The organism is Metapseudomonas otitidis (genome assembly GCF_900111835.1).
GTDB classification, from domain to species: Bacteria; Pseudomonadota; Gammaproteobacteria; order Pseudomonadales; family Pseudomonadaceae; genus Metapseudomonas; species Metapseudomonas otitidis.
On record NZ_FOJP01000015.1, the window covers coordinates 65,270 to 80,816 of the forward strand.

Below are 15,547 nucleotides of genomic sequence, written 5' to 3' on the forward strand. Positions count from 1 at the left end.
GACCACCGGTGCAAGGGAACAGCGGGGATCAGCGCACGTAGTCCGGACCCCAGCGGTCGCTCTGGCGAACGCTCTGGGAACGCAGCAGGCCCTTGCCGCCGGCTGCCTTGGCAGCGGCGATCTCGTCGTCGATCACCTTGGTGGAGATGGACAGCCAGCTGGTGACGAAGGCCATGGCATCGGCGTGCAGCTCCAGGGCTTCCAGGCTGATGTTGGCCGTGCTGTCGCAGGCGTTGTGGTAGCACGGGTCGAACGGCTTGCCGGCAGCACCGCCGTACTTCTGCGCCTGTTCGGGGGTCTTGATGTCCTCGGCGCCGGTGAACAGGCCACCGAAGGCGATGCCGTCCTCGAAGAACTGCGCGTAGTCGGAGCGGAAGTCGATCTCGGTGCCTTCGCTGGCCTGGTTGCGCAGCTTGAAGTAGGCCTCGAACAGGTGCTCGATGGCGCCGGAGCCGGGCGGGCCCTGCAGACCGAAGGACGAGCCGTCACCGTCGTAGATCTGGTTGGCGTAGTTGGGCGAACCGATCATGTCGAAGTTCAGGTAGGCCTTGATCTTCTTCTTCTCCTCGGCGGTGAGGTTCTTCACGTAGTAGGTCGAGCCCACCAGCCCGGCCTCCTCCGCGCCCCACCAGGCGAAACGCAGCTTGTTCAGCGGGTAGGCCTTGCGCAGCAGCACGGCCATCTCCAGCAGGGCGGCGCTGCCGGAGCCGTTGTCGTTGATGCCCGGGCCTTCGAACACCGAGTCCAGGTGGGCGCCGGCCATCACCACGTTGTTCGGGTTGCCGTAGCGGGTCTCGGCGACCACGTTGTAGGTCTGGGTCTTCTCGCGGACCACGTCCACCACCATGCGCAGCTGCAGGCCGGGGGTCTGCGACCAGGCCACGCCGTTGTCGTAGGTGGCGAACATCACCGGTACGCCGCCTTCGTAGCCGTCGCCGAGGGTGACGTTCTCCAGGCCCTTGCGGTCGTCGGTGTTGCCCTGGTTGAAGATGATCACCCCCGCCGCACCGGCGGCCGCGGCGTTCTCCGCCTTGACCTCGAAGCTGCAGGTGCCGCGCTGGACCAGGGCGATGGCGCCGCTGGGGAAGTTGGCGAAGTCCTCCGCTTCGCAGCCGCTGCTGCTGGTGTTGCCGGCCCCCAGGGCCAGGTCCACCGGCACCACCGGGGCGCTGATGTCACCGGCCTCGGTCTGGGAGAGGTAGTTGAAGTCGGTCTCCCACACGTAGTTGCCCGGAGTGGGCGACACGGCGCTGAGGGTGCCCGGCCCCTTCGGGTAGAAGGCGGTGAAGGGGAACGGCTGCACCGTGACCTTGTAGCCGGCCTTCTCCAGGGTGCGCTTCACGTAGTCGATGGAGGCCTGGTAGCCCGGCCGGCCGGCGGCGCGGTTGCCCTCGTTGAGGCTGGCGATGTCTTCCAGGGCCTGCAGCCGCGCGAACACGTTGCGCGCCTGCATGCAACGCGGCAGCCCCAGGGGTGTGCCCACCAGAAGGGGTGAATTGCAGATGGCGGCGTTGGGTTTGCCGGGGCTCCAGTATTCCTTGAACTGCTCGGCGTCCGAGGTGGGCCCCGCCAGGGCGGCGGTGGAGAGGGCGAATGCGATGGAACCGGCAACACGTTTGACGTTGTTCTTCATGTTGACTCCAATCCATTTGAAGTGGCTTTAGGCAGGCCTGGGAATGGCGCAATGCCATTGTCCGTACGGCATCCTTCGGACGGCCTCGAACCTAGACTGGACGGTGTAGCCGGGGTTCTCCCGGGGAGTCGCCGGTTTCGTGAAACTTGTCGCTTTTTTGATACAAAAAGGCGCAAAGGGCCGCAAACGGCGACGAAACGCCAGGTATTTGCCATCAAGAAGCCAGCAATTTCACACCTGGATTCCGCACCACGGCCCGGCGCCTGTGCCCCGCCTCAGCCCAGCCGCATGGACAGCTCCACATCACCGCCGAAGGGCACCGACAGGTAGCCACCCGCAGGCGCGCGGACGTGGGCGAGGTACTCCGGGCTGTGGTCGGCGTTGTCGGCGATCACCAGCGCGCCCGCCCGCAGGTGCGGCTCCACCAGCGCCAGCACCTCGGGGTACAGCGCCTTGGCACCGTCCAACAGGAGCAGGTCGACCGACTCGGGCAGGTCCGTGCGCAGGGTCTGCAGGGCATCGCCCCGGCGGATCTCCACCAGGTCCAGCAGGCCGCCGACCTCCAGGTTGCCCCGCGCCCGCGCCACCTTGCCGGGCTCGAACTCGCAGGTGATCAGCCGGCCGCCACCGTTGTCACGCAAGGCGGCCGCCAGGTGCAGGGTGGAGATGCCGAACGAGGTGCCGAACTCGACGATGTGCCGGGCGCCGCTGCTGCGGGCCAGCATGTACAGCAGGCGCCCGGTCTCCCGCGAGACCGGCAGCGGCAGGTCGCGCAACTGGGCATACAGCTCCAGGTAGTCGGTCTTGCTGTGCATGAGCCGGGTCAGGGCCGCATCGTCCAGCCCGGCCAGGGCGGGATGGTCGTCGACGGACAGGGCGTCGGCCTGCTGGAACAGGCTGTCCAGCAGGGAAGCAAGGGGGGCGGAAGTGAGGGTGGTCATGGCGACTCCGTGGGTCAGGTTGAGCGCTACGTTGCGCCTGAATAGAATGCGACGATTTCGTCACATTCACCCATTCGCATTCCGCCGAGCCCCCATGCCCGAACGCCGAAACCCGCGCATCGCCACGCGCAAGGAGCCCCAGCAGGCCCGTTCCACCGAACTGGTGGCGAGCATCCTCGACGCCGCTATTCAGGTTTTGCAGAAGGAGGGCGCGGCGCGCTTCACCACCGCCCGGGTCGCCGAACGCGCCGGGGTGAGCATCGGCTCGCTGTACCAGTACTTCCCCAACAAGGCGGCCATCCTGTTCCGCCTGCAGAGTGACGAGTGGCAGCGCACCACCGACCTGCTGCGACAGATCCTCGAAGACCGTGAGCAGCCTCCGCTGGCCCGCCTGCGCCACCTGGTGCAGGCCTTCGTCCACTCGGAATGCGAAGAGGCGGACATGCGCACCGCCCTCAACGACGCCGCCCCGCTCTACCGCGACGCCCCGGAAGCCAGGGAGGCCAAGGCCTACGCCAAACGGCTGTTCCTCACCTTCGTCGAAGAAGCCCTGCCGGCCGCCACCGACGAGCAACGCGCCCTCGCCTGCCAGTTGCTCACCACCACCCTCGGCGCCGTGGGCAAGAACTTCTCCGAACAGCCCCGCACGGCCGAAGCCATCCATGCCTTCTCCGAAGCGCTGGCGGACATGCTCTGTGCGTACCTGCGGGGGTTGGGGGCGGAGTGATCGGCAAGCCGTGATCCGGCCGCTACACCTCGGGCGGGCTGCCGCCCTTCAGCGACTGGCGGGCAACCCCGGCGCCTTCTCGATCAGCGCCTCCAGCACCAGGCGGATCTGCTCCGCCGGATCGTCCCGGCCCTGCAGCATCAGCCCCTCGGAGAGGGCGGTGAAGGTCATGGCCAGCAGCTCCCGGCTCATCGGTGCCTGCTTGCCACGGTGGTGGAAGATCAGCTCGATCAGCGTGCCCAGCGCCTCGCTGTTGGCCTGGTGCAGGTCGTGGTAGTGCTGGGCGAAATCCGCGTCGCGGGCGGCGATCAGTTGCAGCTCCACATCGAGGATCACGCACGGCTTGTTGTTCTTCAGGTTGTCGATGTACATCAGCAACCCCTGGCTCAACTCCGCCGTGGACGCCCCGCTGGCCAGGGCCTGGCCAAGGCGCTCGATCTCCACGCCCTTGAAGCGCTGTGTGAGGGCAACCAGCAGGTCGGCCTTGCTGGCGAAGTTGGAAAAGAATGCCCCCTTGGAGTAGCCGGCCTGCTCGGCGATATCACTCACACTGGCGGCGTGATATCCCTTGCTCACCATAAGTTCCGTCGCCGCTTCGAATAATTGCTCGCGGGTATGAAGTTGCTTCTCTTCGCGGCCCATTCTGGTTTTGGTCAATGTGCTAACTCCAGACCTCGATTCTGAAAAGATGCCGGTCGGCCCTGCATCCCCCCGACTGCAATACCAGGCTTTCACCGCCTTTTGACCCGGCGCAGCATAACGCATCGTTCTCCGGCACGGACGTACCCGGTATCAAAACCAACTCGCCGGTGATAACGCGTTATCACCGGTTGCCGAAGCGCTCGCACAGCGCCCGGCCATTCCCTCGCCGGCGCCAGGCGCGGGTCATCAATTCGCCAGCATCCGGCGCGATGACACAAAAAATTAACCTGCAAACGCACTGATCCGACGAGCGGCGCCCATGCCGAACTCGAACAACATAGCCATTAAAATCAACAGGTTATGTACATAAAACCCCTACATGAACAGGGGTTTTGACACATTCGGATACCGCTTGATTTTTGAATACCGACTGGTATTCAATCTGCGCCGCCAGCGTCCTGGGACAAATCTGACAGACCGCTGGCAAGCGAAAGGAAGCCCTTCACCCACGTGTTCAAACAAGGTGTTTTTTCAATGGAATGTGCATTCGTAACCGGCGCAACGGGACTCTTGGGCAACAACACCGTACATGCACTTTTACAACGCAATATCAAAGTAAGAGCGCTGGTTCGTTCCATCGATAAAGCGAGAAAACAATTTGGTGACCTGCCCGTCGAACTGGTTCAGGGCGACCTGCAGGAAGTTGATAAGTTTCGCGCTCACTTGAAAGGCTGCGATGCACTCATACATACCGCCGCTTACTTCCGCGACAGTTACAAGGGCGGCAAACATTGGCAGGTGCTCTACGACACCAATGTGATCGCCACCGAGAACCTGCTGGCCGCTGCCTACGAGGCCGGCATCCGTCGAGGCGTGCATGTCTCCTCCATCGCCGTGCTCAAGGGCGAGCCGGGCCAGTTGATCGACGAGACCATGTCGCGCCCCGAGGCCGGTGCCGACGACTACTACCGCAGCAAGATCCTCTCCGAACTCGTGGTGCGCAAATTCCTCCACAGCCACCCCGACATGCGCATGGCCATGGTGCTGCCGGGCTGGATGTTCGGCCCCGGCGACATCGGCCCCACCTCCTCCGGCCAGTTCCTCATCGACTTCATGCACGGCAAGCTGCCCGGCGTGCTCCCCGGCACCTTCTCGGTGGTGGATGCCCGCGACGTCGCCCAGCACGTACTGGCCGCGCTGGAGCGGGGGCGCAGCGGCGAGCGCTACCTGGCGGCCGGCGTGCACATGGACATGGGCAGCATCTTCAAGGCCCTGTCCCAGGTCAGCGGCCTGCCTGCACCGGAGCGCAAGGTTCCCCTGGCGGTGCTGCGGGTGATCGCCGCCCTCTATGAACTGCAACACCTGATCACCGGCAAGCCGGTGCTGATCAGCAACTCCACCATCAAGCTGATGGCCGGCGAACGCGACCGGACCCACTTCAGCCACGAAAAAAGCGCAAAAGAACTGGGCTGCCGCTTCCGTCCCGTGGAACAGACGCTGGCGGACACCCTGAACTGGTACCGGGCGAACGGCTACCTGCCGGAAACCGGGAACCCCCTTCCTACTGCCGAATGAGCCTTCCCCTCGATACCGGACGGAGTTCCCCTTGCCATGAGCCCCACCTCCCACCCTCCCGGCTTCCTGCACCGCTTCCTCGACATCGCCCGGGCGCACCCGGACCACTGCGCCATCCGTGACCTGGACAGCCCCGGCAGCGACTTCACCTACGCCCAGCTCCACGCCCATGCCTGCCTGCGCAACGGCGCCCTCGCGGCGCTGGGGCTGGAGCCCGGCGAGCGGGTCGCCCTGGCGTTGCCCAACGGCGCCGAGTTCATCGCCTTCTACCTCGCCCTGCTGGGCCGGGGCGCCGTGCCGGTGATCCTCAACTACAAGCTCACGCCTCATGAAATGGGCGCGGTGATGGACGCTGCCCAGCCGGTGGCCCTCATCACCCTCGCCGAACTGGCCGAGGAGCACGCCGCCACCTTCGCCCGCGCCGGCATCCGCCACTGCCTGCTGGTGGACGGCCCCGCCAGCCAGGCAGCGCTGCCGGCCAACGCCGTGCGCCTCGACGGGCTCACCCATGCCCCGGCCCCGCTGGCGCTGCCGGAGGGCAACCCGATCGCCTCGCTGCAGTACACCTACCGTGGCCTCGGCCGGCCGCTGGGCGTGCCCCACCGCTACCTGGACCTGACCCTGTCCAGCGATGGCCTGCACGAGCACTTCCACCCCCAGGGCCTGGGCTCGGTGCACCTGGTGACGCTGCCGCTGTACGCCATCTTCGGGCTGTCGGTGATGCTGGTGTTCCCGCTGAGCATCGGCGCCACCCTGCTGATGACCAACACCCTGCTCAACCGCGACCTGGCCGAGGTGCTGGCCGAGCACCAGGTCAGCTTCGCCTGCCTGGTGCCGGACGTGATCCGCTACTTCAACCTGCGCCTGGCCAAGCGCAAGACCCCGCCGCCGCCGCTGCACCCGGAACTGATGCTTTATTCGGGCGGCAGCCACCTGCCCGCCGACGAAGGCCAGAAGCTCGGCGAGCTGCTGGGCTGCCGCCCGGTGCTGCAGGGCTACGGCCTGACCGAGAGCATGCCGATGCTGGTGCAGAGTTCCCTGCAACCGACTTCGCGCGGCGCCATGGGCCTGCCCATCCGCCATGTGCAGGTGCGGGTGGTGAACAGCCGGGGCGAGGACGTGCGCGCCGGGCAGATCGGCGAGCTGCTGATCAAGGGCCCCATGGTGATCGAGGCCTACGACGGTGAACCGGAGGTCAGTGCGCGGTTCATCCGCGACGGCTGGCTGCACACCGGCGACCTGGTCTGGCAGGACGACAGCGGCCACCTGTTCTTCTATTGCCAGCGCCTGCGCATCTCCAAGATCAAGGCGCAGATGATCGACTTCGCCGAGATCGAGGCGGTCGCCCTGCGCCACCCCGCCGTCACCGCCGCCCGCGCCTACGTGGTGCCCGATGCCAAGGCCATCAACGTCCTGCACCTGGCCGTGCAATGCACGGACGAGGTCGCCCAGGGCGAGCTGAACACCCTGCTCGCCCGCCACCTGTCCGGCTTCAAGCTGCCCCGCGTCTTCGAAATCCTCACGCTCAAGGAGAGAGCCCATGCAAGCTGAAACCCACCGACCGGTCCTCGCCGTCTTCGACTTCGACGGCACCCTGACCGACCGCCACACCTTCTGGCGCTACATGCGCTTCATCCACGGCCCGGCGCGCTTCTGGCTGGCCATGGTCCCGCTGCTGCCGAAGATGGCCGGCGTGCTGCTCGGCCTGGTGCCGCTGATGACGGCGCGGCAGGCCTTCATCGAGCGCTACCTCAAGGGGCTGACCGTGGAGCAGGAGCGCGAGCACGCGCGCTTCTTCATCACCGAGCACCTGTCCCGCTGGCTGCGCCCCGAGGCCCTGCGCCGGCTCAAGTGGCACCAGGCCCAAGGGCACGTCACCGCGCTGGTGAGCAACTCCCCGGAGAACTACCTGCTGCCCTGGGGCAACCTGGTGGGCTTCGACCACGTCTGCGGCACCCGCCTGGCCACCGACAAACGTGGCCTCAACGGCGCCATCGACGGACGCAACTGCGTGGAGCGCGAGAAGGTCACCCGCCTGCGTGCCTGCGTCGGCGACCTGGCCCAGTACGACATCTATGCCTACGGCGACTCCTCCGGTGACCGCGACCTGCTGGACGTGGCGACCTTCCCCTTCTACCGCAACTGGTACTGACCGATGAGCCGCCAACCCTTCGCCACCGAGACCCCCACCCGGCCCACCGGCGCGCCCACCGTCCTGATCGTCGGCGCCGGCCCCATCGGCATGACCCTGGCCATCCTCCTCGCCCAGCAGGGCATCCCCCTGCGCATCATCGAGAAGAACGCCGGCCCCTCCACCGCCACCAAGGCCATCGCCATCCACTCGCGCACCCTGGAGATATTCCGCGCCATGGGTGTGGCCGAGCAGGCCGTGGCCCAGGGCTTCGCCATCAACCAGTTCTCCGTGCAGTCCGACGGCAGCCGCATCCTCAACTACGACTTCGCCCAGTTGCAGGCGCCCTACCCCATGCTGCTGAGCCTGCCGCAGCCGCAGACCGAGGCCATCCTGCTGGAGCGCCTGGGCACGCTGGGCATCACGGTGGAGTGGAACACCGAGCTGACCGACCTGCAGGTGGACGGCGACCAGGCCACCGTGACGCTGCAACCGGCCGAAGGCCCGCAGCAGATACTCCGGCCACGCTGGGTGGCCGCCGCCGACGGCGCGCGCAGCCCGATCCGCAAGCACCTGGGGCTGACCTTCGAAGGCGAGTTCTACGACCGCTTCTTCATGCTCGCCGACGCCGACATCCAGTGGGACGGCAGCCAGGACGAAGGCGCCTTCTTCCTCGGCGACACCCAGGGCTACGTGGCGGTCGCGCCGATCAATGCGCAGTCGCGCTACCGCCTGTTCATCGAGATGCCCTACGACCTGCCGGCCGACGAAGCCGACCGCCCGCCGCTGACCCTGGAGAACTTCCAGCGCCTGTGCGAAGGGCGCGGGCAGAAGATGACCCTGTCCAACCTCAGCTCCACCACCATCGCCTCCTTCCAGCACCGCCGCGTGCAGCAGATGCAGAAGGGCCCGGTGTTCCTGGTGGGCGACAGTGCCCACATCGGCAGCCCCATCGGCGGGCAGTGGATGAACCTGGGCGTGTCCGAGGCGTACAACCTGGCCTGGAAGCTCGCCTTCGTGCACCAGGGCCTGGCCGATGCCTCGCTGCTCGACAGCTACCACGAGGAGCGCTACCCCGTGGCCCTGGAGGTGGAGAACACCGCCCACCGCCTGACCACCCTGATCACCGTGCAGAAGCGCCCGCTGGTGTGGCTGCGGGACCACCTGCTGCCGCTCATCACCCGCCGCCACGCGGTGCAGCGCGTGCTGCCCTCGATGATTTCCGGGCACCAGTACCACTACCGCCCCAGCGAGCACATCCAGCAGTCGCTGGAGCCCAGACAGCGCAACCGCTGGGCGCGCAAGGGTCACGCCAGCGAGTACCAAGGCCGCGCCCCGCTGGCCGGGCACCTGGCCCCGGACGTGACGCTCTGGCAACCCAACCCGGGGGCACCGGAGCAGCACCTGATCGACCTGTTCGACAAGGGCTTCACCCTGCTGGTGTTCACCGGCGAGGACCAGTTCTCCCCGCTGCTGCCCGGCTACCGTGACCTGGCCGCGCGCATCGAACGGGACTACCCCGCCGTGCAGGCCTTCTGCGTGGTGGACGCCCTCGACACCCGCGACTTCCCGGCCCACCCGCGAACCCTGCTCGACCCGGACTGGCGGCTGCACAAGCGCTACCACGCCCCGGCCGGCAGCCTGATGCTGGTGCGCCCGGACGGCTACATCGCCTTCCAGGGCCTGCAACCCATGGCGCTGGAGAGCTACCTGCAGCTGCGCTCGGGCCTGGTGCGCCAGCCGCTGCCGGTCAGCCGGACGCTGCATGCCCCGGAGCCGGCCACGGCCTGACGCCCGCACCCACCCACACCCTTATTCCCTGACGGAGAGCCGCCCCAGCGTGGCGGCTCGCCCGTGGATCAATGTCGCGCCCTTTTTGAGGTCAACCCCATGAACTTGGCACTGGATAACGTGGTTCAGGATTTCATCGTCTCCAACGGCAAGATCGCCCAGAGCTACTTCGATCTGTCCGGCAAGATCATCGACTCCCTGTGCGAGTCCCACAGCGCCCGCGAAGCGGTGCTGCTGCGCCTGATCGAACAGGCCCAGCGGGTCACCTCGCAGTACCTGGAAGCCCACCAGCAGGTGGTGCAGAGCCTCTACCTCAATCACCAGGACCTGGCCGCCGAACGCCGCGAAGCCCCGCCGCTGTCGGTGACCCCGCTGCGGGTGGTGCCGGCCGCTCCGCTGCCGGAAGCCCCCGCCGAAGCCCCAGGCTACGAGGCCTGGTTGCGCGAGGAGATCAGCGCCATGAACGGCCTGCCCGCCACCGACATCGACCTGCAGCAGCGCTTCGACGAGATGGGCCTGGATTCCCTCAGCCGGGTGAACCTGTTCGATGCCCTCGGCCAGGCCTTCCCCGAGACCCGCGCCCACGCCGAGCACTTCTTCGACCTGCAGAGCCCGGCCGAGGTGCTCGCCCAGCTCGCCAGCGCCCCGGCGGCCGAGCCCGTGGACGTGGCCGGCCAAGTGCTGGCGCTGCTGGCCGAGATCACCGGGTTCGACGCCGCCGAACTGGACCCGCGCCAACCCTACGAGGAGCAGGGGCTGGATTCGCTGATCCGCCTGGACTTCCTCGACCTGGTCACCCGCCAGTGGCCGGCCCTGAAGCCCCACGAAAGCGAACTGAGCGAAGCGGTCTGTGCCCAGCAGACCATCGCCCAGGTCACCCGCCTGCTGGCCGACGGCCCCCGTGCCGAGGCCGCCGACGCGGCCCCCATCGCCCCCGATGAACGCCTGCGCGAGGCCGTGGCACCGCTGCTGGCGGAACAGGGCGCCGACGCCAGCCGCCCCTTTACCGAACTGGGCCTGACCGGCTTCGACCGCGCCGCCCTGTGCGAACGCATGGCCAGCACCTGCAGCACCAGCGCCTTCGCCGGTGAGGCGCTGATGTCCCGGCGCAGCCCCGAGGATGCCGCCGCCCTGCTCGGACGCATGGGCTGACCCGCGTGCCCCACGACAAGGAGAACGTCATGACGGCCCCCTCCCCTGCCCCGCTGTGCTTCAGCGCCATGGCCGGCACCTTCCCCGGAGCCCCCAGCATCGACGCACTGTGGAAGCTGCTCCGCCAGGGCCAGCGCGCCCCGCAGCAGGACCTGCTGCAACGCTGGCGCATGGCCCGCGAGGCGATCCACCACCCCCGCCCCGGCGAGAAGGACCGGGTCTACCTGCACCAGGTCCACGGCCTGGGTGGCGACGAACCGGAGCAGCTGAGCGACGGTCGCCAGCTGGCCATCGGCTGCGCGGTGCTGGAGGAGTTGCTGGAACCGCTCGCCACGCTGCCGCGTGCCCGCACGGCGCTGATCGTCGCCACCTCCTGGAGCGACGAGAGCTACTTCCTCGCCAGTGCCGACCCGGCCAACGCCCCCCGCCCGGGGCTGACGCCCGCCGACCAGGTGGCGCGGCTGGCCGACGCCTGCGGCCTGGGCGGCCCGGCCCTGACGGTGGACACCGCCTGCAGTTCGTTCATCTATGCCGTGGACCTGGCCCAGGGGCTGATGGACAGCGGCCAGGCGGAGCAGGTGGTGGTCATGGCCCTCAACACCCTGATGCCGCCGCCGCTGTACCTGGGCTTCTCCCAGCTCACCGCGTTCTCGCCCCGGGCGCAGTTGCAGGCCTTCGGCGCGGAGGCGGACGGCATCGTCCCCGGCGAATGCGCCGTGGCCTTCCTGCTGGAGCCGCTGCAACAGGCGCTGGAGGGCGCCCGCAAGCCCCTGGGCCTGATGCGCGCCCTGGGGCTCTCCGCCGATGGCGCCGAAGGCTCGGTCTTCACCCCCGGCAAGCAGGCCCAGTACACCGCCTACCAGCGCGCCTGGGCCGGGCTGGACCCGGCCAGCGTGGGCTACATCGAAAGCCACGGCACCGGCACGCCCCTGGGGGATGCCACCGAGATCGGCTCGCTGCAGCGCTTCTTCGGCCCCCACGTCGCCGGGCCCATTCCCCTCGGCTCGATCAAGGCCAACATCGGCCACACCCTTGCCGCCGCCGGCGGTCCGTCTCTGGCCAAGGCCCTGCTGATGCTGCGGCACGGCACGCTGCCACCCCAGGTGGCCTACGCCGGCAGCGGCAAACTGGCCGACACCTGCCTGCGCCTGGTGGAGGGGCAACCCCAGGCCCTGGCGGCGGGGGAGCAGCCCTTGCGCATCGGCCTCTCCAGCTTCGGCTTCGGCGGCGCCAATGCGCACATGGTGGTCGAGGCCTACCGGCCCGCTGCGGCACCGGTGCCCGCGCCGGCCCGCTCCGAGGGGCCGATCCGCCTCGACCTGATGGTGGTGGAGGCCGAGGCCGCCCTGGCCGGTGGCGGCTCCCTGGCCGAGTTCGGCCAGGCACTGCGCCAGGGCCCGCAGGCGCCGCGGCCCTTTCCCCAGGGCCGCTTCGGCGCCCAGGCCCCGCAGGTGGCCGTGCGGGCCGGGCAGTTCCTGGCGCGGGACCGGGTGATCGACATCGACGGCTACGGCATGGGCCCCCGCCCCCTCGCCCATGTGGACCCGTTCAAGCTGCTGGTGACCGACCGCGTCGGCCAGTTGCTCAAGCGCCTGCCGGGCACCGCCGCCTCGGACCGCACCGCCATGGTCATGTGCTGCAACCTGGGCGGCGAACGCTTCACCAACGCCTACAGCGAGGCGGAGCGTCACTACCGCGAAGGCCAGGGGCCGGCGCCGGGCATCGAGGTGGCGGACGTGGCCAGCATGCTGCCCAGCCTGCTCTCCGGCTATCCCGCCAAGTTCTTCGACCTGCGCGGCTTCCACCAGACCCTGGCCGGCGGCCCGGGGCTGTTCTGGCACACCTTGCTGGCGGCGCCGCACTGGTTCGAGCGGGGCATCGACACCCTGCTGCTGGGCGCGGGCCGCTTCATCAGCGGCGCCAGCGAGCTGCTCGCGCTGGCCGACACGCCGGCGCTCCAGGGCGAGGGCCTGGGCGTGCTGGCCCTGCAGCGCTACCGGGCCGACGGCCCCCAGGCGCCCTTGCTGCGGCTCGTCGCAGCACTGCCGGGCAGTGCCGCCACCGACCGCCAGCAGGCGGCCGAGCGCCTGGGTATCGCCCCGGACGCCCGCCTGCTCACCTGCCAGGTGCAGGCGGGCCCGGCAGACGACCCGCTGCAGGCACTCACCGGCTACCTGGCCGAAGCCTCGGGCATCGCCACCCTGCTCCAGGCCCTGCTGGGCGAACCCGGCGAGCGGCTGGTGGAGGTGCGCGACGGCGAGCGGGTGCTCTGCTGGCTGCAGGCCGAATGCCTGGCCACCTGGCAGGCACCGCCAGCCCCGGCCACGCCACGGGCGGCCTTCACCCTGCGTTTCGCCAAGCCCCACACGGCCCCTGCGGTGCTCGCGCCGGCGGCGCAACTGCTCCCCGCCGAACCGGGCCTGGAGGACGGCGTCGACCTGATCGGCCTCGGTGACACCCTCACCCGTACCCTGCTCAGCAGCCTGCACCTGCGCAGCCGTGCCCTGCGCGAGCTGCTGGCCATCCGCCCCGACCCGCTGGTGCGCGCGCCCGGCGAAAGCTGGCGCCGCAGCGAGCGCAACACGGTGATCACCCATGTGCTGCGGCGCAGCCCGCAGAGCCTGAACGCCACCCTGCGGGTCGACGAGGGTCACCCGTACTTCTTCGACCACCCGCTGGACCACGTACCCGGCATCCTGCTGATCGAGGGCGTGTTGCAACTGATGGAGCACGCGGTGCCGGCCCTGCGCGGCGACGCGGTGTTCATCCGCGGGCTGAACGTGCGCTTCCAGCGCTACGTGATGAAGGAACGCCTGGTGGACATCGAACTGCAGCAGAACGGCCTCCACGGCTACACCGCACGGGTGATGCAGGACGAGCAGCTGATGTGCACCTGCACCTTGATGCTGGGCCCCGGCCAGGTGCCGCCCTCCGGGGCCGTGCTCGCACCGGTACGCCCCTGCCAGCGACAGGACTGGCTGCACAAGGCCCGTGCGGAGAACGTGCTGGTCGGCGACATCGACCCGCAGGCGCGGGTGCTGGCATGTCCCATCCCGCCGGGGCAGTTCTTCGAAGACGGCCACCCCCGGCAGCACTCCATGGTGTATTTCCTGGAGATCGCCCGGCAGGCCTACATGCAGATCGCCCACGGCGCGCTGCGCATCCCGCTGAAAACGCCCATGAACCTGCTGGTGCTCGACTTCACCCTGGCCCGCCCCATCGGCCGCCGGCAGGCGCTGGCCCTGGCACCGCAGAGTGCGCTGCCGGCCAACGCCCAGGCCTTCAAGACCAACCGCATCGTCATCGAGCTGGAGGCCGACGGCCAACCGCTCGGCGCCGCCACCGTGACCGCCCAAGTGCTCAGCCGGCAGGCGCACCCGGCCTGAGGCCGGCCCATCGACCCGAGGAGAACAGACCATGAGTGACGTGAGAGTGGAACTGCGCATGAACGCCCCCGCCAGCACCATCTGGCAACTGTGGGAGGACGTGGTCAACGCGCCGCAATGGGACACCGACGTGCGCCAATGCACCCTGGACCGCCCCTTCCGCGTGGGCACCCAGGGGCTCTGCGTGCTGAAGAACGGACTGAAGATGCCGCTGCAGATCACCCAGGTGACGCCCCTGCGCAGCTACACCAACACCGCCCGCCTGCTGGGCATGCGCCTGACCTTCAGCCACTACCTGACGCCCATCGGCACCGAGACCCATGTGGTCCATGCCGCGCGCATCGAGGGGCGGCTGAGCATCCTTTACCGCCCGCTGGTGCGCCGCCTGCTGCAGGCCGCCATGGGCCAGGCCCTGCGCAACCTGCGAAGCCTGGCCGAAGCCCGAGCGGTGCAGGACACCCGCGAGCCGCTGCGCGCTACACGCTGAACCGACCCCTTCCCACCCCGAACCGAGACCACCATGACGCTATCGCTTCGACGCCTTGCTCCCCTCCCCCTGCTGCTGGGCCTGTGCACCCCGGCCCTCGCCGATGACAGCGGCCTGTACGTCAGCCTGCTGGGCGGCGCCAACTGGGTGGCCCACCAGAACCTGCGGCAGAACTCGCTGGACTTCGTGCAGATGGACTACGAACAGCCGCTGTCTTCCGGCTATGCCGTGGACCTGGCCGTGGGCTGGCGCTCCCCCATCGGCCTGCGCCCGGAGTTGGCGCTGGCCTACCGGCGCAACAGCCTGGACCAGTTCGCCGACCGCGTGTACGAAGGCGGCGGCAAGATCGACGGCAAGGGCCAGGAGGCCGGCAGCAGCCTGATGGCCAACCTCTGGTACGACCTGCCGTTGCCCGAGGGCTTCACCCGCATCAAGCCGTACATCGGCGGCGGTGTGGGCTACACCCGCCTGACCATCCGCGACCTGGAGGCCAACGGCGTGTCCTTCGGCGCCACCCACCGCGACGACGTCGGCACCTGGCAACTGGGCGCCGGCGTCGCCTACCAGTGGGATGCGCACTGGTCCGTCTCCATGGACTACCGCTACCTGCAAACCCGCACCGCGCACTTCGGCGACATCGAAGGCCTGCCACCGGGCGACGTCAGCACCCAGTACAACGCCCAGTCGCTGATGCTCGGCGTGCAATACGGGCTGTAGCCCAACGGCGCCCAGGCCCCAGCCCGGGCATGGTGGATCGATGAAGCGCGATCCACCCACGCACACCCTCCCCCACACCCCGCAGGATGCGCTGAGCTACGCGATGCGCATCTCCCCCACGCCGACGCTCGCCCGTAGCCCGGGCTTCAGCCCGGGAACGGTGGATCGATGAAGCACGCCCCACCCACACACAACCTCCTCCACGCCCGTAGGATGCGCTGAGCTCCGCGATGCGCATCTCCCCCACGCCGACGCTCGCCCATAGCCCGAGCTTCAGCCCGGGAACGGTGGATCGATGAAGCACGCCCCACCCTACGCATAGCGCCCTCCACGCCCGTAGGATGCGCTGAGCTCCGCGATGCGCA

The 15,547-nt window shown here is 68.7% G+C and carries 12 protein-coding genes; 9 read left to right on the plus strand and 3 right to left on the minus strand.

Annotated features, from left to right (window positions below; all coding sequences use genetic code 11):
* Positions 1-28: 28 nt before the first annotated feature.
* The gene (locus BM198_RS19880; RefSeq protein WP_074971869.1) at positions 29-1,633 is read right to left on the minus strand and encodes a M28 family metallopeptidase; all 1,605 of its coding nucleotides are present in this window, start codon (positions 1,631-1,633) and stop codon (positions 29-31) included.
* A 275-nt stretch (positions 1,634-1,908) separates the two neighbouring features.
* Positions 1,909-2,574, minus strand: coding sequence for an O-methyltransferase (locus BM198_RS19885; protein WP_074971870.1), 666 nt, complete (start codon positions 2,572-2,574; stop codon positions 1,909-1,911).
* A 94-nt stretch (positions 2,575-2,668) separates the two neighbouring features.
* Between BM198_RS19885 and BM198_RS19890 the strand changes: the two genes are divergently transcribed.
* Positions 2,669-3,301, plus strand: coding sequence for a TetR/AcrR family transcriptional regulator (locus BM198_RS19890; protein ID WP_074971871.1), 633 nt, complete (start codon positions 2,669-2,671; stop codon positions 3,299-3,301).
* A gap of 48 nt (positions 3,302-3,349) precedes the next feature.
* Here BM198_RS19890 and BM198_RS19895 read toward each other — a convergent pair whose 3' ends face one another.
* Positions 3,350-3,943, minus strand: a complete 594-nt coding sequence (locus BM198_RS19895; protein WP_044405555.1) for a TetR/AcrR family transcriptional regulator — start codon at positions 3,941-3,943, stop codon at positions 3,350-3,352.
* A 534-nt stretch (positions 3,944-4,477) separates the two neighbouring features.
* Between BM198_RS19895 and BM198_RS19900 the strand changes: the two genes are divergently transcribed.
* From BM198_RS19900 to BM198_RS19935, 8 genes are all read left to right on the plus strand, one after another.
* Complete coding sequence (locus BM198_RS19900; protein ID WP_044405557.1) at positions 4,478-5,518, plus strand: SDR family oxidoreductase; 1,041 nt, start codon at positions 4,478-4,480, stop codon at positions 5,516-5,518.
* 36 nt (positions 5,519-5,554) lie between these two features.
* The gene (locus tag BM198_RS19905; protein WP_074971872.1) at positions 5,555-7,069 is read left to right on the plus strand and encodes a class I adenylate-forming enzyme family protein; all 1,515 of its coding nucleotides are present in this window, start codon (positions 5,555-5,557) and stop codon (positions 7,067-7,069) included.
* Positions 7,059-7,670, plus strand: a complete 612-nt coding sequence (locus BM198_RS19910; protein ID WP_044405561.1) for an HAD-IB family hydrolase — start codon at positions 7,059-7,061, stop codon at positions 7,668-7,670. Before BM198_RS19905 ends, BM198_RS19910 begins: the two co-directional genes overlap by 11 nt.
* Before the next feature lie 3 nt (positions 7,671-7,673).
* Positions 7,674-9,440 (plus strand): FAD-dependent monooxygenase, encoded by a 1,767-nt coding sequence (locus BM198_RS19915; RefSeq protein WP_074971873.1) that lies wholly within the window; start codon positions 7,674-7,676, stop codon positions 9,438-9,440.
* Positions 9,441-9,539: 99 nt separating this feature from the next.
* Complete coding sequence (locus BM198_RS19920) at positions 9,540-10,592, plus strand: acyl carrier protein (RefSeq protein ID WP_074971874.1); 1,053 nt, start codon at positions 9,540-9,542, stop codon at positions 10,590-10,592.
* Between the two features lie 29 nt (positions 10,593-10,621).
* Positions 10,622-13,978, plus strand: a complete 3,357-nt coding sequence (locus BM198_RS19925) for a polyketide synthase family protein (RefSeq protein ID WP_074971875.1) — start codon at positions 10,622-10,624, stop codon at positions 13,976-13,978.
* A gap of 31 nt (positions 13,979-14,009) precedes the next feature.
* The gene (locus BM198_RS19930; RefSeq protein ID WP_074971876.1) at positions 14,010-14,465 is read left to right on the plus strand and encodes an SRPBCC family protein; all 456 of its coding nucleotides are present in this window, start codon (positions 14,010-14,012) and stop codon (positions 14,463-14,465) included.
* Positions 14,466-14,498: 33 nt separating this feature from the next.
* Entirely contained in the window at positions 14,499-15,182 is a 684-nt protein-coding gene (locus tag BM198_RS19935) for an outer membrane protein (protein ID WP_074971877.1), read from the plus strand.
* The last annotated feature ends 365 nt before the right edge of the window (positions 15,183-15,547 follow it).

Excerpts from the sequence above, each read along its gene's own strand:
- BM198_RS19880 (WP_074971869.1), bottom strand. The coding sequence starts at position 1,633 with ATGAAGAACAACGTCAAACGTGTTGCCGGTTCCATCGCATTCGCCCTC.
- BM198_RS19910 (WP_044405561.1), top strand. The coding sequence starts at position 7,059 with ATGCAAGCTGAAACCCACCGACCGGTCCTCGCCGTCTTCGACTTCGAC.
- BM198_RS19935 (WP_074971877.1), top strand. The coding sequence starts at position 14,499 with ATGACGCTATCGCTTCGACGCCTTGCTCCCCTCCCCCTGCTGCTGGGC.
- BM198_RS19905 (WP_074971872.1), top strand. The coding sequence starts at position 5,555 with ATGAGCCCCACCTCCCACCCTCCCGGCTTCCTGCACCGCTTCCTCGAC.
- BM198_RS19925 (WP_074971875.1), top strand. The coding sequence starts at position 10,622 with ATGACGGCCCCCTCCCCTGCCCCGCTGTGCTTCAGCGCCATGGCCGGC.
- BM198_RS19890 (WP_074971871.1), top strand. The coding sequence starts at position 2,669 with ATGCCCGAACGCCGAAACCCGCGCATCGCCACGCGCAAGGAGCCCCAG.
- BM198_RS19900 (WP_044405557.1), top strand. The coding sequence starts at position 4,478 with ATGGAATGTGCATTCGTAACCGGCGCAACGGGACTCTTGGGCAACAAC.
- BM198_RS19915 (WP_074971873.1), top strand. The coding sequence starts at position 7,674 with ATGAGCCGCCAACCCTTCGCCACCGAGACCCCCACCCGGCCCACCGGC.
- BM198_RS19895 (WP_044405555.1), bottom strand. The coding sequence starts at position 3,943 with ATGGGCCGCGAAGAGAAGCAACTTCATACCCGCGAGCAATTATTCGAA.
- BM198_RS19930 (WP_074971876.1), top strand. The coding sequence starts at position 14,010 with ATGAGTGACGTGAGAGTGGAACTGCGCATGAACGCCCCCGCCAGCACC.
- BM198_RS19885 (WP_074971870.1), bottom strand. The coding sequence starts at position 2,574 with ATGACCACCCTCACTTCCGCCCCCCTTGCTTCCCTGCTGGACAGCCTG.
- BM198_RS19920 (WP_074971874.1), top strand. The coding sequence starts at position 9,540 with ATGAACTTGGCACTGGATAACGTGGTTCAGGATTTCATCGTCTCCAAC.